This window comes from Streptomyces violascens, assembly GCF_014649955.1.
GTDB classification, from domain to species: domain Bacteria; phylum Actinomycetota; class Actinomycetes; order Streptomycetales; family Streptomycetaceae; genus Streptomyces; species Streptomyces violascens.
Window position 1 is genome coordinate 1 of sequence record NZ_BMUA01000003.1, and the last position, 20,325, is coordinate 20,325.

At 71.6% G+C, this 20,325-nt stretch carries 16 protein-coding genes; 4 read left to right on the plus strand and 12 right to left on the minus strand.

Going from position 1 to position 20,325, the window contains the following annotated elements; translation table 11 throughout:
• Positions 1–250, plus strand: a 250-nt coding sequence (locus IE206_RS42365; protein WP_229853176.1) for a hypothetical protein, incomplete at its 5' end; no start/stop codon positions are given.
• 139 nt (positions 251–389) lie between these two features.
• Here IE206_RS42365 and IE206_RS08440 read toward each other — a convergent pair.
• The gene (locus IE206_RS08440; protein ID WP_189961436.1) at positions 390–1,397 is read right to left on the minus strand and encodes a stage II sporulation protein M; all 1,008 of its coding nucleotides are present in this window, start codon (positions 1,395–1,397) and stop codon (positions 390–392) included.
• 128 nt (positions 1,398–1,525) lie between these two features.
• Between IE206_RS08440 and IE206_RS08445 the strand changes: the two genes are divergently transcribed.
• Positions 1,526–2,521 carry an RDD family protein gene (locus IE206_RS08445; protein WP_189961437.1) on the plus strand — a complete coding sequence of 332 codons (996 nt, stop codon included), beginning with the start codon at positions 1,526–1,528 and terminating at the stop codon, positions 2,519–2,521.
• Between the two features lie 85 nt (positions 2,522–2,606).
• Here IE206_RS08445 and IE206_RS08450 read toward each other — a convergent pair whose 3' ends face one another.
• Both IE206_RS08450 and ahcY read right to left on the minus strand, forming a co-directional pair.
• A complete protein-coding gene (locus IE206_RS08450; RefSeq protein WP_189961438.1) occupies positions 2,607–3,227 on the minus strand; it encodes a hypothetical protein in 621 nt (206 codons plus the stop codon).
• A gap of 239 nt (positions 3,228–3,466) precedes the next feature.
• Complete coding sequence (gene ahcY / locus IE206_RS08455; RefSeq protein ID WP_189961439.1) at positions 3,467–4,930, minus strand: adenosylhomocysteinase; 1,464 nt, start codon at positions 4,928–4,930, stop codon at positions 3,467–3,469.
• A gap of 392 nt (positions 4,931–5,322) precedes the next feature.
• On the opposite strand from ahcY, the gene IE206_RS43400 reads away from it, so the two are divergent.
• Positions 5,323–7,434, plus strand: coding sequence for a fructose-specific PTS transporter subunit EIIC (locus tag IE206_RS43400; RefSeq protein ID WP_308433913.1), 2,112 nt, complete (start codon positions 5,323–5,325; stop codon positions 7,432–7,434).
• Between the two features lie 225 nt (positions 7,435–7,659).
• Here IE206_RS43400 and IE206_RS08465 read toward each other — a convergent pair whose 3' ends face one another.
• The 6 genes from IE206_RS08465 to IE206_RS08490 all read right to left on the minus strand — a co-directional run bounded on the left by IE206_RS08465 (position 7,660) and on the right by IE206_RS08490 (position 13,625).
• Positions 7,660–8,619, minus strand: coding sequence for a cation diffusion facilitator family transporter (locus IE206_RS08465; RefSeq protein WP_189961440.1), 960 nt, complete (start codon positions 8,617–8,619; stop codon positions 7,660–7,662).
• A 78-nt stretch (positions 8,620–8,697) separates the two neighbouring features.
• A complete protein-coding gene (manA, locus tag IE206_RS08470) occupies positions 8,698–9,864 on the minus strand; it encodes a mannose-6-phosphate isomerase, class I (RefSeq protein WP_189961441.1) in 1,167 nt (388 codons plus the stop codon).
• 198 nt (positions 9,865–10,062) lie between these two features.
• A complete protein-coding gene (locus IE206_RS08475) occupies positions 10,063–11,190 on the minus strand; it encodes an SIS domain-containing protein (RefSeq protein ID WP_189961442.1) in 1,128 nt (375 codons plus the stop codon).
• Positions 11,191–11,256: 66 nt separating this feature from the next.
• A complete protein-coding gene (locus IE206_RS08480; protein ID WP_053723767.1) occupies positions 11,257–11,439 on the minus strand; it encodes a Trm112 family protein in 183 nt (60 codons plus the stop codon).
• Positions 11,440–11,653: 214 nt separating this feature from the next.
• Entirely contained in the window at positions 11,654–13,015 is a 1,362-nt protein-coding gene (locus tag IE206_RS08485; protein WP_189961443.1) for a phosphomannomutase/phosphoglucomutase, read from the minus strand.
• Positions 13,016–13,205: 190 nt separating this feature from the next.
• The gene (locus tag IE206_RS08490; protein ID WP_189961444.1) at positions 13,206–13,625 is read right to left on the minus strand and encodes a DUF3499 domain-containing protein; all 420 of its coding nucleotides are present in this window, start codon (positions 13,623–13,625) and stop codon (positions 13,206–13,208) included.
• Between the two features lie 243 nt (positions 13,626–13,868).
• Here IE206_RS08490 and IE206_RS08495 point away from each other — a divergent pair, with 243 nt between their 5' ends.
• Positions 13,869–14,411, plus strand: coding sequence for a metallopeptidase family protein (locus IE206_RS08495; protein ID WP_189961445.1), 543 nt, complete (start codon positions 13,869–13,871; stop codon positions 14,409–14,411).
• 22 nt (positions 14,412–14,433) lie between these two features.
• Here the strand turns inward: IE206_RS08495 and IE206_RS08500 are convergent, their stop codons facing one another.
• The 3 genes from IE206_RS08500 to IE206_RS08510 all read right to left on the minus strand — a co-directional run bounded on the left by IE206_RS08500 (position 14,434) and on the right by IE206_RS08510 (position 20,262).
• Positions 14,434–16,011, minus strand: coding sequence for a DUF5719 family protein (locus tag IE206_RS08500; protein WP_189961446.1), 1,578 nt, complete (start codon positions 16,009–16,011; stop codon positions 14,434–14,436).
• Entirely contained in the window at positions 16,008–19,724 is a 3,717-nt protein-coding gene (locus IE206_RS08505) for a glycosyltransferase family 2 protein (protein WP_189961447.1), read from the minus strand. Before IE206_RS08505 ends, IE206_RS08500 begins: the two co-directional genes overlap by 4 nt.
• A gap of 274 nt (positions 19,725–19,998) precedes the next feature.
• Entirely contained in the window at positions 19,999–20,262 is a 264-nt protein-coding gene (locus tag IE206_RS08510) for a WhiB family transcriptional regulator (protein ID WP_053723761.1), read from the minus strand.
• Positions 20,263–20,325 lie beyond the last annotated feature (63 nt).

Consider the following 20,325-nt stretch of genomic DNA (forward strand, 5'->3'; position numbering starts at 1 on the left):
CCTTCGTACTCACCCTCTCGGGCTTTCCTCCGGGCGCTTCCCTTCGGTATTTCGTGTTTCCAGCTTAGCAGATCCGATTTCCCGTTTCTGCCACCCGCTGGAGCGGGCTGCCGATTCGATATCCGCTTTCGCGTTTCCCTTTTCGGCGATTCCGACTCTATCAGAGGCTTTTCGGCCGACCGAATCGGCTTCGTTGACTTCGAATGATGAATCGAGATGGCTCATCATTCAGAAATTCAATTTCCGATGAGAGCGAGAGAGATGCTAGCTAGTGCTCCCGAACTTGTCCAGTCCGGGGCAACCGTTTGAATCTACCTCCCCACTCCGACCGTGTCAACGGTTTTTGTGGGCGAAGAGGACAGTAGCAGGTCAGAGGGGTCGTGCGCACATCACGCGGCCGTCGGGAGCTCGGCGCTGCGGGCCGTGGCCTCGACGTCGCCCACCTCGCCGGCTCGTGCGGCTCGGCCGCCCAGGACGTAGACGTACACAAGAAAGGCCAGTTCGGCAGCGATGCCGATGGTGATTCGGGCCCAGGTGGGGAGGCCTGAGGGGGTTACGAAGCCCTCGATCATGCCGGAGACGAACAGCACCAGGGCCAGGCCGATGGCCATGCCTACGGCTGCGCGGCCCTGTTCGGCGAGGGCTGCTCGGCGGGTGCGCGGGCCCGGGTCGACGACGGTCCAGCCGAGACGCATGCCCGTACCTGCGGCCACGAACACCGCGGTCAGTTCCAGGAGGCCGTGCGGCAGGACCAGGCCGAGGAAGGTGTCGAGGCGTCCTGCGGACGACATGAGGCCGATGCCGACGCCCAGGTTGAGCATGTTGAGGAAGAGGATCCACAGCACCGGGATGCCGAGGAAGGCGCCCAGAACCAGGCACATTGCGGTGGCCTGGGCGTTGTTCGTCCAGACCTGGGCCGCGAAGGACGCTGCTGGGTGGCTCGAGTAGTACGTCTCGTATTCACCGCCCGGCCGCGTCATCTGGCGCAGGGCGTCGGGCGCGGCTATCGCGGACTGGACTTCCGGGTGGGTTCCTATCCACCACCCGATGACCGCGGCGACGGCTATGGAGGTCAGCGCCGCGGGGATCCACCAGCGGCGGGAGCGGTAGACGGCCGCCGGGAAGCCCTCCGTAAGGAAGTGGGCGGCATCGCGCCAGGTCGCGCGGCGGGTGCCGGTGACGGTGGAACGCGCGCGGGCCACCAGTTGCGTCAGGCGGGCGGTGAGCAGGGGGTCCGGGGCGCTGGACTGTATGTGGGAGAGGTGGGTGGACGTGCGCTGGTAGAGCGTCACCAGCTCGTCCGCCTCGGCGCCCGTGAGGCGGCGGCCGCGGTGCAGGAGGTGTTCGAGGCGGTCCCACTCCGCGTGGTGGGCGGTCACGAAGACGTCGAGGTCCATGTTCTGCTGCTGCTCCAGGCACTGGGTGCGTACGGTCCGTACTACTGCGGCGCGCTGCGGGCCAGCTTGGCAGACTGGGTGGTCTAAGGGGTGGGCAAGTCCGTTGTCTGTGGAGGGTGGGGTATCGGGTGAGCGCGCTGGTCACGGGGGATGCGGTCGTACTGGGGCTGCGGCCTGCGCGGTTGCCGAGTCGGGCGCTGGCGTTGGTGATCGATCTGGCCGTGGTGTGGGCGGCGTACATATTGGTCTCGTTGGTCATGTTGTTCGCCACTGCATCGCTGGATGCCGCTGCCCAGGCCGCGACAACCGTGGCCCTGTTCGTGCTCGTGCTGGTCGGGGGCCCCATAGCGGTCGAGACGCTGTCGCACGGGCGGTCGCTGGGGAAGCTTGCCTGTGGGCTGCGGGTGGTGCGGGACGACGGGGGGCCGATCCGGTTCCGGCACGCACTGGTGCGCGGGGCCATGGGGGTCATCGAGATTCTGCTGACCTTCGGGGTCGTCGCCTGTATCGCGTCGCTCGTCTCTGAGCGCGGGCGGCGGATCGGGGACGTCTTCGCGGGGACGCTGGTCGTGCGGGAACGGGTGTCGTCGGGGTGGGCCGCGGCCGTTCCACCTCCGCCGCCGTGGCTGGTCGGGCGGTTCGCCGGGCTGGATCTGTCGCGCGTGCCGGACGCGCTGTGGCTTGCGGTGCGCCAGTACCTGATGCGTATGCGACAGCTCGACCCGCAGGTGAGCTGGACGATGGCGGTCCGCCTGGCCGAGGACATGGCGGCCTGTACGGGGACGCCCCTCCCGGACGGGGTGCCGCCTGCCGCCTATCTGGCCGGTGTGGTGGGCGAGCGCCAGGCTCGGGATGCGCGACGGGCGTTCGGGGCGGGGTGGGCTGCCGGTGGCACGGTGTCTGCGGTTGCTCCGCCCGGCTTCGGGGGCCTGGGCCCGGGTCCGGTTCGGGCTTCTGGCGCGAGGCCGCAGCCGGCCCCGGATCCGGCTGCGGTTTTCCCGTTGGCGGGTCTGCCGGCTTCGGGTGGTGCCGCTGGGCCGGCTGGTTCCGGGGTGACAGGTGTCGAGGTGGCGAACAGCGCTGAGTCTCGCGTGCGTTCGACGGGGTTCGCGCCACCTGCCTGACGGTGGGCCCGAGTTGGGCCGCCGGTGGCGGGGAACGGGCGCCCAGCCGTCCGGGCCGGGGTGTTCGCGCGTTCGGTGCCCGGGGCTACGGCGTGGGGAACGTCGAGGGTGGGGATTCCAGGGATTCCAGCTCGATGCCTGGGGCCGCGAGGACCACGTCACCCGCGATGTGGACGGTGTGCTGCTCCCCCGTGTCCAGAGCGCTGACCTGGTACTCGTCCACGGTCAGGGGGCCATTGTCAGTGGCGTGCGCTTCACTGTTCATCAGGGCCCAGGACTGGTCGATCGTCCGGGGGGCGAGGACCGGGTCCGTGAAGGCGACGAGGCGGACGCGCGTCGTCGGGGACTGGGGGGTGAGGCGGAGCAGACGGGAGGTGGCGACCAGGAACGCGGGGGAACTGCCGGCGAAGGCGTGGGCGCGGACATTGCCTTCGGTGGCGTGGACCCCGAAGGGGTCCGTACGGACCCAGGTGACGCCGTCGAGCGCGGCGCCTCGTACCTGCCAGCCAGCGGCATGGAGTTCAAGGCGGATCGGTCGGCCGAGTTCGTCGAGTGCCAGGTCTACGGAGCCCGCATGGTCTCCGGAGGGGGTGGTGAGCTGGGAGACGTAGCGCCAGCCGGAGGGGCCGGGCGCGCAGTGGAAGTGTTCTTCGCCGAGAGGGGTGTGGTCGTGGGGATCGTGAAGCGAATAACGGCCGCGGGGCATGGGATCTCGGGGTCCTCGGGAGTCGGGCGCTGACTCGGTGTGGGGGCGGTACGGGGCAGGCCCCCGTCACGGGGGTGCGGGGGCCTGCCTCAGTACCGATGACCTGCCCGGGTACCGATTGACGTACCGATGGAGCCCGAGCGCCGGTGGCGGCTGAGCCGACGATGCGCCAACTCCGGTGACTGCAGGGGCTGTTGGGCCCGACGCCCTGCAGTCACCGGGGGGCCGGTGTCAGGTGCTCAGTAGCGGTAGTGGTCCGGCTTGTACGGGCCCTCTACCTCTACGCCGATGTACGCGGCCTGCTCCGGGCGGAGTTCGGTGAGCTTGACGCCGAGCGACGCCAGGTGGAGGCGGGCGACCTTCTCGTCGAGGTGCTTGGGCAGCACGTAGACGTCGGTCGGGTACTCGGACGGCTTGGTGAAGAGCTCGATCTGGGCCAGCGTCTGGTCCGCGAAGGAGTTCGACATGACGAAGGAGGGGTGACCGGTCGCGTTGCCGAGGTTCAGCAGGCGGCCCTCGGAGAGGACGATCAGGACCTTGCCGTCGGGGAAGGTCCAGGTGTGCACCTGGGGCTTGACCTCGTCCTTGACGACGCCCGGGATCTTGGCCAGGCCGGCCATGTCGATCTCGTTGTCGAAGTGGCCGATGTTCCCGACGATCGCCTGGTGCTTCATCTTGGCCATGTCGGCGGCCATGATGATGTCCTTGTTGCCCGTCGTGGTGACGAAGATGTCCGCCTTGTCGACGACCTCGTCCAGCGTCGTGACCTGGTAGCCGTCCATCGCCGCCTGGAGCGCGCAGATCGGGTCGATCTCGGTGATGATCACGCGGGCGCCCTGTCCGCGCAGGGACTCCGCGCAGCCCTTGCCCACGTCGCCGTAGCCGCACACGACGGCGGTCTTGCCGCCGATGAGGACGTCGGTGGCGCGGTTGATGCCGTCGATCAGGGAGTGGCGGCAGCCGTACTTGTTGTCGAACTTGGACTTCGTCACGGCGTCGTTCACGTTGATCGCCGGGAAGAGGAGGTCGCCGTCGCGCATCATCTCGTACAGGCGGTGGACACCGGTGGTGGTCTCCTCCGTCACGCCGCGGATCTCGGAGGCGAGCTGGGTCCACTTCTGGGGGTTCTCACCCAGGGTGCGGTTCAGCACGGCGAGGATCTGGGCGTACTCCTCGGAGTCCGCCGTCGACGGGTCCGGGACCGCGCCGGCCTTCTCGAACTCGACGCCCTTGTGCACCAGGAGGGTGGCGTCGCCGCCGTCGTCCAGGATCATGTTCGGGCCGCCGGTGGGGGTGTTCGGCCAGGTCAGCGCCTGCTCCGTGCACCACCAGTACTCCTCCAGGGTCTCGCCCTTCCAGGCGTAGACCGGGACGCCGGCGGGGGCGTCGGGGGTGCCGTTCGGGCCGACCGCGATGGCGGCGGCCGCGTGGTCCTGGGTGGAGAAGATGTTGCAGGAGGCCCAGCGGACCTCGGCGCCGAGGGCGACCAGGGTCTCGATCAGCACAGCGGTCTGCACGGTCATGTGCAGCGAGCCGGTGATGCGGGCGCCGGCCAGCGGCTGCGTGGCGGCGTACTCCTTGCGGATCGACATCAGGCCGGGCATCTCGTGCTCGGCGAGGGTGATCTCCTTGCGGCCGAAGGCGGCGAGGGAGAGGTCGGCGACCTTGAAGTCCTGGCCGGCGCCGGTGGCGTCAGTCGTCATGGCGGGCTGCTCCTCGTGGGTTGGTGGCGAGGGTGGGTACGGCTGGTCTGCGGGCGCGGCGATGGGCATGGGAGTGCCCGAACGCGCTCGCAGCGCAGTCCGTCGGAGGCCCTCTCTCCCTCGGCCGGGTCCATGGAGGACCGACCGACCGCCATCAGCAGCGACGTCTGGCTCTGGTCACGAATCTACACCGATCGGCCGAGCGTGCCCCAGCGTGCCCGGCCAATGGCCTCGGCGGGAAATCGGGACCAGAGTCCGGACGAACCAGGCCTAACGGACTTTTGATCCGGCCCTTGCCTGATGGAGGATGCTTGGGGCGGCCCGGCTCGGGATACGAGCGGACCGTACGCACGATCTGCGCGACGAGGCGCGAAGCGTTAGGAGACCTCCACGTGACCAGTCCGGCTAGCGAGGGGCAGCGGAAGTTGAAGCTGCTCGCGGTGACCGCCTGTCCGACCGGCATCGCTCACACCTACATGGCCGCCGAGAAGCTGGCCCAGGCCGCGGCGGCGCTCGGCATTGAGATGAAGGTGGAGACGCAGGGCTCCATCGGGGCCGAAAACGTGCTCTCTGACAACGATGTCAGAGAGGCGGACGGCATCATCATCGCGGCCGACAAGGACGTCGCGCTCGATCGGTTCGCCGGCAAGAAAGTGCTGAGCGTGCCCGTCGCCGACGGCATTCACCGTCCCGAGCAGCTCATCGAGCAGGTGCAGAGCGCGGCCGTGCACGCGGGCGACCACGGCCTCCCGGCCGGCGGTGGTGGCGGGGGTGCGGGTGGCGGCAAGGAGCGCAGTGCCGCGTACAAGGCGCTGATGAACGGCGTCTCGCACATGATCCCGTTCGTGGTGGTCGGCGGTCTGCTGCTCGCCGTCTCGATCGCGCTGGGCGGGCACAGTACGCCGAAGGGCATCGAGTTCGACAAGGACTCGTTCTGGTTCTACGTCAACACGCTCGGCACGCTGGGCTTCAAGCTGATGCTGCCGATCTTCTCCGGTTACATCGCCTTCGCCCTCGGCGACCGGCCCGCCCTGGTGCCCGGCATGATCGGCGGCTTCCTCGCGTACGACGGGGTCACCATCTACGGTGCCGACGCCAACGCGGGCTTCCTTGGCGCCATCGCGACCGGCTTCCTCGCCGGATATCTCGTGATCTGGATCCGCAAGGTCAAGGTGCCGAAGTTCGTTCAGCCGATCATGCCGATCATCGTGATCCCGATCGTGTCGACGCTGGCGTTGGGGCTGTTCTACATCTACGTGATCGGGCAGCCGATCTCCTGGGTGTTCACGCATCTGACCAGCTGGCTCAACGGCATGACCGGATCCAGTGCGATCGTGCTCGGCGCGCTGATCGGTCTCATGATCGCGTTCGACATGGGCGGGCCGGTCAACAAGACGGCGTTCCTCGTCGCGGTGGGTCTGATCGGAACGAACAACGCCGTCATGGGCATGGCTGCCGCGGCCATTCCGGTCATGCCGCTCGGCCAGGGCCTGGCCACGCTGCTGCGGCGCAAGCTCTACACCGACCAGGAGCGGGAGACCGGTATCGCGGCGCTGTTCATGGGCTTCTTCGGCATCTCGGAAGGTGCGATTCCGTTCGCCGCGGCGCGTCCGGCCCAGGTCATCCCCGCGAACATGCTGGGTGGCGCGGTGGCCGGTGCGGTCGCGGGTGTCGCCGGGGTGACGGACTCCGTTCCGCACGGCGGGCCGATCGTTTCGCTGTTCGGGGCCGTGGGCGGGGCGGCGATGTTCTTCGTGGCCATCGCCATCGGTACGGCTGTCACCGCGCTGACCACGAATGCGCTGATCGACATCAAGGAACGGAGGGGCCGGCGGGGAGAGGCTGGGACCGCTGCTGCCGTGGTTCCTGAGCCTGCTTTGGCTGGGGTGGCTGTTGGTGCGGGTGCGGGTTCCGGTGGTACGGGTGCCGGTGGGTCTGCGGGCGGTGCGGGTGCCGCGGGCGCTGGTGTTCCTGCGGGTTCCGGTGATCAGGGTGCTTCTGCCCTGTCCGTGCAGGCCTCGGAACGTCCTGGCTCCACCGCCGCGCCCGAGGTGCTCTCCGGGTATCTCACCGCCCGGACCGTCAAGGTTCAGCTCGCCTCGCACGACAAGGACGCCGCGATCCGGGAGATGGCCGAGATGCTGGCCTCGACCGGGAACGTACGGGACGTCGACGAACTCGTACGGGTCGCCCTCGCGCGGGAGGCTCAGGGGACGACCGGGCTCGGCGAGGAGATCGCCATTCCGCATGCGAAGACCGATGCGGTGTCGGTGCCGACCGTGGGGTTCGCCCGGTCTGCCGAGGGCATCGAGTGGGGGTCGCTCGACGGGACCCGGGCCAAGCTCATCTTCATGATCTCCGTGCCGGAGGCTGCGGCAGGGGATGAGCATCTGCGGATTCTGGCGCTGCTGTCCCGGAAGTTGATGGATACGGGGTTCCGGGGGCGGTTGTCGGAGGCGGGGGATGCGGCGGCGGTGCTGGAGGTGCTGGGGGAGATCCGGTAGGCGGTGGGTAGGGCTGGGGTGGGGTTTTCTCCCCGCCCCTTCCCGAGACCCTCCGAGGGGGGTCGTTCGGCTGCCGGTCGGCGGGTGGCCGCTGGGACTCCGTCCCAGACCCCGCTCCTCAAACGCCGGATGGGCTGGATCGGCCACCCCGCGAGACGCCCTCCGAGGGAACACTCGTCGGCCTCGGGACGGTGGGTGTCGTTGGGGGCCGGCCCCCTGAACCCCTCAGCGGCCGCCCGGGGTGGCGGCGGGGTCGGGGCCCGCCGCTGCTTCCTCCGCGCTGTAGATGTCCGGCTCCAGGTAGATCACCCTGGCGATCGGGACGGCCGCGCGGATTCGGGACTCCGCCTCGTTGATCGCGGTGGCGACCTCCTGGGCCGTGTCGTCGTGCTGGACGGCGATCTTGGCGGCCACGAGGAGTTCCTCGGGGCCCAGGTGGAGCGTGCGCATGTGGATGACCGAGGTCACCGTGTCGCCGTCCACGATCGCCGCCTTGATCTTCGCCACCTCGTCCGCGCCCGCCGACTCGCCGAGCAGCAGCGACTTGGTCTCCGCCGCCAGGATGAGGGCGATCAGGATCAGCAGGACGCCGATGCACAGCGTGCCGATGCCGTCCCAGACACCGTCGCCCGTGGCCAGCGCGAGGCCCACGCCGAGGAGGGCCAGGACCAGGCCGACCAGCGCGCCGAAGTCCTCCAGGAGGACGACCGGGAGTTCGGGAGCCTTCGCCCGGCGGATGAACTCCTTCCAGGACAGGCCGCCCCGGGTGACGTTCGATTCCTTGATGGCCGTACGGAACGAGAAGCCCTCCGCGACGATCGCGAAGACCAGCACGCCGACCGGCCAGTACCAGGCCTCGATCGCGTGCGGGTGCTGGATCTTCTCGTAGCCCTCGTAGACGGCGAACATGCCGCCGACCGAGAACAGCACGATCGAGACCAGGAACGCGTAGATGTAGCGCTCGCGGCCGTAGCCGAAGGGGTGCTGGGGCGTCGCCTCGCGCTGGGCCTTCTTGCCGCCGAGCAGCAACAGGCCCTGGTTGCCCGAGTCGGCGAGCGAGTGCACGCTCTCCGCGAGCATCGACGACGAACCGCTGAACAGGAACGCCACGAACTTCGCCACCGCGATGGCGAGGTTGGCGCTCAGCGCCGCCACGATGGCCTTGGTTCCGCCTGACGCGCTCATGGAGTAGCCGTCTTCCCTTCGTCGGTTGCCCTCTGCGGGGCCGGCCGATGCCGGACCCCGCGGCGGCACATTGTTACATCAGGCAACCACCGTGGCGCGGAACACCGTTCCCGTACCGGACAGTTCGGACTTCTCCTCTGCCGGTACGAATACGGACGCACCCGGGGTCAGTGTCACCCCCCCGACCGAGGGGCTGCCCGCCGTGCAGAGGACGATCTGCGGGGTCCGGGCCGTCAGGTCGGTGGGGGCCGCGCCCTCCGCCCGTACGAAACGGGACAGGCGGAACTCGTCGATCGGGGTCTCGTACAGCTCCTCCCCCGCCGCCGACGCCTCGGGGCGCAGCACGCCGGGGTCGGTCGGCTCGAAGCGTACGACCCGGAGCAGTTCGGGGACGTCGACATGTTTGGGAGTCAGACCGCAGCGAAGGACGTTGTCGGAGTTGGCCATGATCTCCACACCCAGGCCGCCGAGGTAGGCGTGCGGCACCCCGGCGCCGAGGAACAGGGCTTCACCGGGCTGGAGTTGGACGTAATTGAGCAGCGTCGCCGCGATCACACCCGGATCTCCGGGGTAGTGGTGCGCGAGGGAGGCGTACGCCGTGTACTGCGCGCCGCCCAGGCGTTCGCACGCGGCGGCCGTCTCGGTCACCGTCGCCGCCACCTCCTCGCGGTCGGCGCTCAGTACGGCGGTGAGGACCTCGCGCAGGGCCGCCTCGACGGGGTGGGCGCGCAGCAGGTCGACGTACGGCTTGAGCGAGTCGACTTCAAGGGCCGCCAGGGTCTGCGCGGCCTCCTCCGGCGCGCGGAAGCCGCACAGGCCCTCGAAGGGCGTGAGCGCACAGATGAGTTCGGGCTTGTGGTTGGCGTCCTTGTAGTTGCGGTGCGGGGCGTCGATCGGGACCCCGGCCCGCTCCTCGGCCTCGTAGCCCTCCTTCGCCTGCGCGAGGTCGGGGTGGACCTGGAGGGAGAGGGGGGCGCCGGCCGCGAGGAGCTTGAGCAGGAAGGGCAGGCGGGGGCCGAAACGGGCCAGGGCCGCGCGGCCCAGCTCGCCCGCCGGGTCCGCCGCGATCACGTCTGACAACGATGTCGGGCCCGTGCCGCGGTCGAGCCGGGACGGGGCTCCGGGGTGGGCGCCCATCCACATCTCGGCCTGGGGCTCGCCGCTGGGGGTGGCGCCGAGGAGTTCCGGAATGAGGGTGGTGGAGCCCCAGGCGTAGGGACGGATGGTGTTGGTGAGACGGTCCATGGGTCGTCCTGTGTTCTCTTTCGGGTTCCGGAAGCCGGCTCCGGAAGACGGTTCCGGGAGACGTTCCGCATTCGGGGGTTCCGCATTCGGGGGTTCCGCATTCGGGGGCTGCCGAAGGCTATTGGCTTCCCGGTGGCGGACTGGCTGTGACAGGCGCCCTGTCCCTGGGCAGACCCCGGCCGCGCGGCGCGGGCGGGGTCAGGTCGACGCGATCGTCAGGTACACGGTCGCGAAGTCGGTGATGGCGAGGAGCTCGGCGAGGCATTCGAGCTCGTTGCCCTCCTCGGGTTCGAGTTCGCTGATCGGGGTGTCGTGGCTCAGCGCGAGTTCGCGGGCGGCCGGGGCGGCGGAGAGGCCGCCGACGGGGCGGTCGCGCAGCAGGACGACGCGGGCGTGCAGGTGCTCGGGCTCCTCCACGCGGTCGCGGAAGAAGTCGTCCGGGTCGGCGCCGGCCGCGAGCGAACCCGCAAGCAGCACGCCGTGCGCGGGCAGCGCCTCGGGGAGCTCGGCGGCGAGCGCCGGGTGGCCGGACAGCTCGCTGAGCACGGCGGCGAACCGGCGTCCGGCCGGAGCCGCGCCCATGCCCTCGGTCCAGATGAGCGGAAGCGACTCGGCGAGCTCGGAGGCGAGCGTCTTCGCGGGATTGCTGTACGTCGCGATCGCCGGGCCGCAGCGTTCCGCGGTGCGGTCCAGGCGGGCGGCGACCTTCTCGATGGTCTCGGGGGGCGCGCTGAGCAGCCCGACCCGGTCGAGGAGCGCGAGCAGGGGCGTGAAGAGCGACCACAGGGCGCCCGGGCTCGCGGCGGACATCTCCGCCTCGTCGGGTTCGAAGGGGGCCGACGCCATCGGGACGACCAGACCGTGCACCCCGTCCACGGCCTCCGCGAGCGGAGAGCGCTGCGGGGCGACCGCGACGACGTTGCAGCCCCTGCGGTAGGCCTGCTCGGCGAGGAGGGCCAGGCCCGGCTCGGTGCCGTCGGTGGTGGTGATGAGCAGCAGGTCGACGGAGCCCGCCCAGCCCGGCAGGCTCCAGCGCAGAGCGCCCGCGGCGGGTGCGACGCCGGTGGACTCCAGGCGGGTGACCGGTGCGGACGCCCCGGCGAGCGCCGTGATCAGGTCGGCCACGCCGGCCGCCGCGGTGCCGGGGCCCGCGATCAGTACGGACCGGGGCCGGCCCTCCGGCTTCAGCTCGGCGATACCGGCCTCGGCCGCGTGCCGGGCCGCGGTGCGGACGCGGGCGCCCGCCTCCGCCGCGCCGCGCAACAGCCCACGGCGGTCGGCCCTGGCGAGGGCTTCCGGTGCATCGAGCAGCGACTCGTCGAGCATGTAGGTCGGCCTCCGGCTCTGGCTTGACGGGTTACCGGGAGTGCGCGGGCTGGGCCCGCACCCTGCTCACGCGGGGCGGCGGGCCTCGTCCACCAGGAGGACCGGGATGCCGTCGCGCACGGGGTAGGCGAGGCCGCAGTCCTTGCCGGTGCAGATCAGCTCGGGCTCGTCCGCCGAGGTCGCGTCGCTGAGCGGGGCGTGGCAGGCCGGGCAGGCGAGGATCTCGAGGAGGCCGGCTTCGAGCGGCATGGGGTTCCCTTCGGCGATTCTTCGTTCCGTACGCGTCCGGAACGCGCGCGGGGGTCGGGCCAGGTCAGCCTACCGCCGGGGTGGGCGGGGTGCGTGCCCGGTGAAGGGAGTCCCACCCGTGTGGGCATGGGCAGCACCCGGCGCGGGGCGTGGGCGGGCCGGCCGCCCACGCCCGTCGGAAGCCGACCGCGCATGCGCCCCGGTCGGGCCTGCCTCAGCCCCGGACGATCGCCAGGACCTCGTCCCGTACCTTCGCCATCGTCGGGACGTCGCGCGCCTCGACGTTCAGGCGCAGCAGGGGCTCGGTGTTGGAGGCGCGCAGGTTGAACCACCAGTCCTGGGCGGTGACGGTCAGGCCGTCGAGCTCGTCCAGGGTGACGCCCTCCTGGCCCTCGTAGGCCGCGCGGACCGCCGCCGCGCGGGCGGCCTGGTCGTCGACCGTGGAGTTGATCTCGCCGGAGCCCGCGTAACGGTCGTACTGGGCGACGAGGGCGGAGAGGCTGCCCTCCTGGCCGCCCAGCGCGGCAAGGACGTGGAGCGCGGCCAGCATGCCGGTGTCCGCGTTCCAGAAGTCGGCGAAGTAGTAGTGCGCGGAGTGCTCGCCGCCGAAGATCGCTCCGGTGGCCGCCATCTCCTGCTTGATGAAGGAGTGGCCGACCCGGGTGCGGACGGGGGTGCCGCCGTTCTCGCGGACCACCTCGGGGACGGACCACGAGGTGATCAGGTTGTGGATCACGGTGCCGCCGGGGTGCCGGGCCAGCTCGCGGGCCGCGACCAGGGCGGTGATCGCGGAGGGCGAGACCGGCTCGCCCCGCTCGTCGACGACGAAGCAGCGGTCGGCGTCGCCGTCGAAGGCGAGGCCGAGGTCCGCGCCCTCGGCGATGACGCGGGCCTGGAGGTCCACGATGTTCGCCGGGTCGAGCGGGTTGGCCTCGTGGTTGGGGAAGGTGCCGTCGAGCTCGAAGTACATCGGGACCAGGTCGAGGGGCAGGCCCGCGAACACGGTGGGCACGGTGTGCCCGCCCATGCCGTTGCCCGCGTCGACCACGACCTTCAGGGGGCGGATGGAGGAGAGGTCGACGAGGGACAGGAGATGGGCCGCGTAGTCCGTCAACGTCTCGCGCTCGCCGATCGTGCCCGCCTCAGCCGCCGGGGCCGGGGCGCCCTGCTCGGACCACCGCTCGACCAGCTCGCGGATCTCGGCGAGACCGGTGTCCTGGCCGACCGGGGCCGCGCCCTTGCGGCACATCTTGATGCCGTTGTACTGGGCCGGGTTGTGCGAGGCGGTGAACATCGCGCCCGGCATGTCCAGCGCGCCGGAGGCGTAGTACAGCTGGTCCGTGGAGCACAGGCCGATGAGGGTGACGTCAGTGCCCAGGGCGGCCGCGCCGCGCGCGAAGGCCGCCGAGAGGCCGGGCGACGAGGGCCGCATGTCGTGGCCGACGACAATGGCGTCCGCCCGCGTCACGGTGACGAAGGCCGCGCCGAAGAGCTCGGCAAGGGACTCGTCCCACTGATCCGGCACCACTCCGCGGACGTCGTACGCCTTCACGATCTGCGACAGATCAGCAGCCACGGCCCAACCTTCCCTGATGTCGTCGACGGCGCCCTCCCCGGAGCGCCGACCGGGCTCCCAAACTACCCGCCGCCACCTGTGCGCCGGCCACAGCTTCGGTGGACCCGGCTCGACTGTGTCAACTCGGCCGCGACACCTGTGGGTTGCGGGACACCAGCTGGGGAGACCCTCCGACGACGGCGGTTCGGGGTCAGGATTCGGGCGAGGGCAAGACGCGCAGATGGCCTCGGCGGCCGACTTCCGCCGGGTCCGCCGCGCGCGCTCCGCCGGGCTCGGCGGCGCGCTCCTGGGGGCGCGCGGCCTCCCGCACGGCGTTGGCGAGCGCCTCCAGGTCGTCGCCGCTGGGGCGGGCCGGGGCGGAGGCATCCGTCAGACGGACGACCTCCCAGCCGCGGGGCGCGGTCAGGCGCTCGCTGTGCTCGGCGCACAGGTCGTAGCAGTGGGGTTCGGCGTAGGTGGCGAGCGGACCGAGAACTGCGGTCGAGTCCGCGTAGACGTACGTCAGTGTCGCGACGGCAGGGCGGCCGCACGCGGTGCGCGAACAGCGACGTACAGGGCTCACGACGTTGGACGGTACCGCACTCTTGACCGGGCCGCGACGACTCTCCACCAGGTCACTCCCCCGTGTCGCGGTGTGAGCTCGCACACAGGAGGCGCCCGAGCAACTGCGCTGACCTGCACGGGAACAGGGGGCCACGGGCGGTTACCGCCCTTGCGCCGACCGCCACTTGGGAACGATTCGGTCAAACGACGCGAAATCCTAGGTGTCGGACGGGCCGGTAACCGCTCTCATGCGTGGCCGAAATGGTCATCCCGCGACATGCCCGCGCCATGCGCGCGCCACGCCCGCGACATGCGGTCCCCCGGGCCGTCGCCGCGATCGCCACCGGCTCCGGAGGGCTACGCTGCGTCAGTGATGGACAGCTCCAGCTCAGCCGAAGGTACTGGCTCCCGATCGGGGCCCCGGCGCCGCGACCGGCACGGCCGTGGCATGCGCGGGCCCGTGGCGCCTCCCCAGGTGCCGCTCTCGGCCAGCAGGGCCGAGACCTTCCGCGATCTCGTGCTCGACTCCGTGGAGCGCCTGGAGCGGCGCTGGCCGCAGCTGGCGGAGGTGGAGTTCCTGGTCACCGACGTGCCGTTCAAGGACTCCCTGGGCACCGCGGACGACGACGGGGAATCGGCGGCCTGGAGCGACGAGGCGGTGCCGCTGGGCCGTGCGCTCCCGGCAGGCAAGGACCGGCCCGCCCGGATCCTGGTCTACCGCCGGCCGGTCGAGATCCGCACCAAGAACCGGGACGAGCGCGCGCTGCTCGTCCACGAGGTCGTGGTCGAGCAGGTCGCCGAACTCCTGGGCCTGGCACCCGAGTCGGTCGACCCGCGGTACGGACAGGACTGAGCGCCCTCTTCTTTCTCCTGGCCTACTTCTCCAGGACCGAGAGGTCCTGGGAGGCGGCCGGTACGGCGACCGTGCCCTTGTCGTCGGCCAGCGTCTGCACCGTGAACATCGGGACCCCGTCCTGCGTGATCGCCAGCGTGCGCGAGGCGTAGACGGGCCCGCCGTTCGGATCGGGCTCCACGGTCAGCGCGTACGAGCCCTTGAGGCCGGAGGGGACCGGCGGGTCGACGGCGAGGGTGGTGCCGGCCTTCACGGTGTACGTCTTGGACTGCGGCTCCCCGGCCTCGGTGCCCGCGGAGGAGGTGACCTTCACCGTGGCGTCCTTGGTGCCCGGCGCCGTCAGCGCGAGCGTGGCGGCCTTGTCACGGTTGTCGGTGACCGTCGAGCGGGTGCCGACCGGGTTGGTCGCCGGGATGAAGGCGGTCTCCTGCTTGTCGCCGGTGCCACGGACCACGCGCAGCGCCGCGACGACCGGAGTGCTGCCGTCCGAAACCGGGGTGAGCAGAAGGGAACCCGTCTCGCCCCTCGTGACGTTCTTCAAATCAAAGGACGCCGTCATCCCCGATTTCACGTGGACGGTGTCCAGCCCCGCCGGTGTGAAGCCGCCCCCCTTGCCCATGAGCTTCACCTTGAGGTCCGCGTCGTCCGCGCCCTTGGCGTGCACGATCAGGCGTACGTCGGTGGCGTCGCCCGGGATGCCCGGAAGCACCTGAGAGGCGGCCGCGTCCGCCGACGCGGGCAGCCAGTCCGCGCCCGCCTTGGCGTCCGTGGCCTGCACCACCGCGCCGACGCGGCCGGCCCGGGTGGAGACATGCACCGTCAGGTCGTCGGCCACCGTGCCGGTCAGCGTGGAGAGGAGAACGGGGACGCTCGACTTGGCGGGGATCGTGATGCCCTCGCCGATGTCGGCCTTGAGGGGACCGTCCTTGCCGAAGAGCTCGATGTCGGCGACGGCCGCGGTGTCGTCCGGGTTGGTCAGGTGGACGTAGTCCTGGCGGTCCTTGGCCGTGGACGCGCCGGGGAACCAGAAGTCGGCGTCCGGCGCGGTGCAGCTGGTGCCGAGCAGGGCGCGCCCGGCGCCGCCGATGATCTGGGTGGTCTGCTGGGCGGCCCAGCCCGGGGCGAGCAGGCCGTCGGCGGAGCCGGTGAGGGCGGGTGCGTCGGCGCCGGACGCGGTGGCGGCGGCCGGCTTGCCCGGTTCCTTCAGGGAGATGACCGGCTTGTCGGAGGCGGGCTTGTCGGCCGGCTTCTTGTCCTTGCCGTCCTTGCCCTTGCCGTTCTTCGCCTTGTCGGCCGAGGCGGCGGGCGAGGGTGCGCCGGCATCGGCGGGCGGCGGCACCGCCGGGCTCAGCACGGCCGTGCCCGGCTTGCCCTGCGGGCTGCCCGCGGCGCCCTTCGGGGTGAACGCGGTGTACGTCGTCTGGGCCAGGTCGGAGGTGCTGGGCGCCGGGCACAGCAGGCTGGAGCGTTCGACGGGCAGCCGGGCCGGGGACTTGGCGCCGGTGTCGGCGGAGCCGCTGGGCGCGGTGAGCGAGGCGAAGCCGGTCAGCGCGGCGAGGGCGACCGCCCCCGCGGCGAGGGAGAGGGTGGTGCGCTTCACTGCTGGCTCCCGTCGGGGCGGTGCGGCTGCTGCTCGGGCTGCTCGGGCGGGTATCCGTAGCCGTACGGGTCGTAACTCCCGTCCTGCGGCAGCGGCTGGCCCTGCGCCTGCTGCTGGTAGGGGTCGTACGGCTGCTGCCCCTGCCCGTCGGCGTACTGGCCCTGGCCGAACTGGCCGTCGGCGCCCGGGACTTGGGGGTACGGGGTCTCGGGATAGTGCTGCTCGGGGTACGGGACCTGGGCGTACTGGCCGTCGGGGTACTGCTGGTAGCCGGGGTACTGCTGCTGGTACGGGTCGTACTGCTGCTGCGCCTGCTGGTCGGACTCGGCAGGGTCGGCGGCCGGGGAGGTGGTGGCGTACTGCGCCGCGTCCCACTCGTCGTACGCCGGCTGCTGCGGGATCCCGGCCTGCTCGGCGGGCTGTCCGGCGCCCGGGGCCTCGCCGGGGACCTCGGCCTGGGCGCGGAGCCTGCGGGCCCGGCGGCCCTCGCCCGCGGCGGGCTGTGCGGGAACAGCCGCCAGGGTCTCCTCGGCCTCGGGCAGGTCGTCGTCGATCTCGCGGCGGCGGCCCGGCAGGGCGAGCACCAGCAGGACCAGGGCGAGCGCTGCCTGCATCCAGATCCAGGCGGTGTGGGTGAAGGGGGCGTCGTAGGTGACGTCCAACTTGCCCCCGCCGGAGGGGAGTTCGAAGCCCTGGGCCCAGCCGTCGACGGTGGTCTTCTTGAGCGCCTTGCCGTCGAGGGTGGCGGTCCAGCCGGGGGCGGCCTTGTCGGCGATGCGCAGGACGCCGCCCGCCTGGTCCGCCGGGATCTTCGTGTGGATGTCGACGGGGTCGGCGGCCACGGGCAGGCTCTCGCCGCCCTTGGCCGGGACGATCACGGCGCGGGCGACCTGGCGGTCGACCCGCCACAGCGCGCTGCCGTCGAGCTGGCTGAGGCGGCTGAGGCCGGGCGTCGAGTCGAGGGTGCGCGCGAAGGAGCGGGGCGCGCCGTCGCGGACCAGCACATAGCGCACTGCGTAGCCACTGAGCTGGGTCGACTGGTCGGCGCCGGAGCCTGCGACGAGGTTGGAGACGACCTTGCCGAGCCCGGCGTCCGAGCCGCCGGACGCGGCGAGTTCGGCGTCGCCGAGCTGGGCGCCCGAGCCCCTCACCAGCGTGTACGCGACCTTGGCGGGCGAGGTGCCGCCGAGGACCAGGGTGCGGGCCTGGTCGCGGGTGCCGCTCTCCTCGGCGACGAACGCCGGTACCTGCACGGGGTCGCGGCGCTCCAGCGGGCCCGCGGCGCCGCCGATCATCCAGTTCGCGGCGGAGTACACGGGGCCGAGGGCGGCCGCGAGCGCGATCAGAGCGGCGACCGGCTGGCGCCAGCCGAAACCGTGCCCGGCGACCCGGGTCCGGCCGTTCTCGGCGCCGAGCGCCCCGGCGGCGAGCAGCGCGAGCCCGTACACGAGGGTCGCGGGGCCCGCCCAGGCGCTGTGGTTCGACAGGACCGCGAAGAGGAAGCCGGTGAGCGCGACCGCCCAGGCGGTGCGGATCGCGACGGTGCGCTCCGAGCGGAGCAGGGCTGCGAGCGCGGCTCCGACGAAGCCGATGAGCAGCAGCCCGCCGATGGTCTTGGGCCCGCCGGGGCTCGCCCCGAGCAGGTCGAGCGCGCCGGCCGAGCCGTCGCCGTACTCCAGGCCCGCTTCCCTGAGAAAGCCGGACGGGCCGGTGACCAGGGTCAGCGACCAGGGCGCGAGCATCAGGAGCGGGGTGCCGACGGCGGCCAGGAAGCGCAGGCCGTACGCCCCGAGGTCGCCCCGGCGCAGGCCGAGCACGCCGATGCCGAGCAGCACCGCGACCGGCCACACGACCGGCGTGAACGCCGTCGCGATGGTCAGGAGCAGCGCGTACGTCCAGGTGGCGCGCCAGCTGCCGCGCGCGCCGTCGCCGCGGAACCCGGCGGCGGACACCCCGGCCCGGCCGATCAGCGGCAACAGGATCGCGAGGACGGCGGTGCCGAGCCGGCCCGCGGCGAGCGCGCCGGTGGCGGCGGGCAGGAAGGCGTACGCGATGGCCGCCCAGGCGCGCAGCTGGCGGGATGCGACGAGCGGGCGCGAGGCGAAGTACGCGGTGAGCCCGGCCAGCGGGACCGAGCAGACCAGGAGCAGGGTCAGCGCGAAGCCGGTCGAGCCGAAGCAGAGCGCGGACAGGACGGCGATGATCGCCAGGTAGGGCGGCGCGGTCTGGGTGCCGCCGGCGCCGATGGGGTGCCAGGCGTCGGCGTAGCGGCCCCACAGGCCGCCGATGTGGTCGGGGGCGGGCAGCAGGGCGCCGCCCATGAGGGTGCCGCCGCCGAACAGATCGCGGCACGCGGCGAGGGAGACGAGCAGAAGGAGCGCGAAGAGGACCGGCGCCGGTTTGCGGGCGATCTTCTTGAGGCGGGCGAACTGCTCGATCTCCAGGAAGTCGGCGTCGTCGCCGCCGGGTCCGGATTCGACGGCGCCGTGCCGGGAGCCGCCGGTGTCCTCGGTGCCAGCGCCGAGGCTGCCGGCCATGGATTCGACGGTGGCGCGGATGGTGGCGCCGGGCGGCGGGAACAGCGGGCGCAGCTCGCTCGCCTCGACGCCGCTCTTGCCGCGCCGCTTGCGTCCGGCGAGGATCCTGCCCGGCCGCAGCAGGGTGCCGAAGAGGCCCATGACCTCGTCGACGGCCTGCCCCGGCACCTTGCCCACGAGGTAGGCGACGGTGCGCAGGAGCGTGCCGATCACGATGCGGAGCAGCACGTAAGGGAGCAGTGCGGGACGGGAGTTGACGAGCATGGTGTAGACGGCGCCCGCCTTGTCGACCCGGTGCGGGTTGACGACCGAGCGGCCCGCGCAGTCGACGGTGCGGCGCTCGCGGGCGGCGGCCTCGGCGTGGCGGACCGCGGCGTCGGGGGCGACGAGGACGGTGTGGCCGGCGGCGTGGGCGCGCCAGCACAGGTCGACGTCGTCGCGCATCAGGGGCAGCCTGCGGTCGAAGCCGCCGAGCTCGTCCCAGACGTCACGGCGGATCAGCATGCCCGCGGAGGACACCGACAGCACGGGGCGGACCTGGTCGTGCTGGCCCTGGTCCTGTTCACGCCGGTCCAGGCCCGTCCAGCGGCGCCCGCTGTGGGCGATGGAGACGCCCACTTCGAGGAGTTGCTTGCGGTCGTACCAGCCGCGGAGTTTGGGACCGATGATCGCGGCATAGGGGTTGGAGTCGGCGACGCGCAGCAGTTCGGCGAGCGCGTCGGGCTCCGGCGCGCAGTCGTCGTGGAGCAGCCAGAGCCACTGCACGGGCTCGCCGTGCGGGAGTTCGGGCAGGTCGTAGCTGTCGTCGCGCCAGGTGCGCGAGACCGGGTCCCAGCCGCTGGGGCGCTTCAGATAGGGCAGTTCCTCGGGGCCGAGCACGGGCGCCGTGCGAGCGGCCTCCTCGACGGCGGCGCCGAATCCGGTGCGACGGGCCAGGTGCAGGACGCGTTCGGCGCCGAGGGCCTCGGTGACCAGGCGGGCGGAGTCGTCGGCACTGCCGGTGTCGGCGGCGTACGCGTTCTGCACGGGGCGTTCCTGGCCCAGGAGTCCGGCCAGGACGTCGGGGAGCCAGCGTGCGCCGTCGTGCGAGACGACCACGGCGGTGACGACATGTCGGGGGAACTCGGGAGTCGCGGCCGCCTCGTACGGGGCCGTCGACTGGCTGTGCACGGACATCGAGGTACGGGCCCCTCCGCCCCGGAAGGCTGCTGTGCTGACTGCGGTCGGCGCGGCCGGTGTTGCGAGACGGGCTCTGACGTGACCGGAGTGCCGTGGACAGCGCCCCACACTAACGGCTGCCACACAAACGGTCCGCCGCCTGCGGACGGGGCACAGGGGACGGACCGTTGGTTGTGTACGAAGTTGGGCGGTTTGGGCCCCCGAGGGCGGTCGCCGGGGGTCAGACGGCGGCCTTCCCGAGGGCGCTTCTCGACGGCCCTTCTCGAGGAGTTCAGACTGCGGCCTTCTTCAGACGGCGGCGCTCGCGCTCGGACAGACCGCCCCAGATGCCGAACCGCTCGTCGTTGGCGAGGGCGTACTCAAGGCATTCGGAGCGCACTTCGCAGGCGAGGCAGACCTTTTTGGCCTCCCTGGTGGAGCCGCCCTTTTCGGGGAAGAAGGATTCGGGGTCGGTCTGGGCGCAGAGTGCCCGTTCCTGCCAGCCGAGCTCCTCTTCGGCCTCGTCGACCAGCAGTTCCTGAAACAGCTCGGTCATGTGCGCCCCTCGTCTGTCTTTTGCTGCCCCGTGATGTTGCCGTTACCGAATCCGGCTGAACGA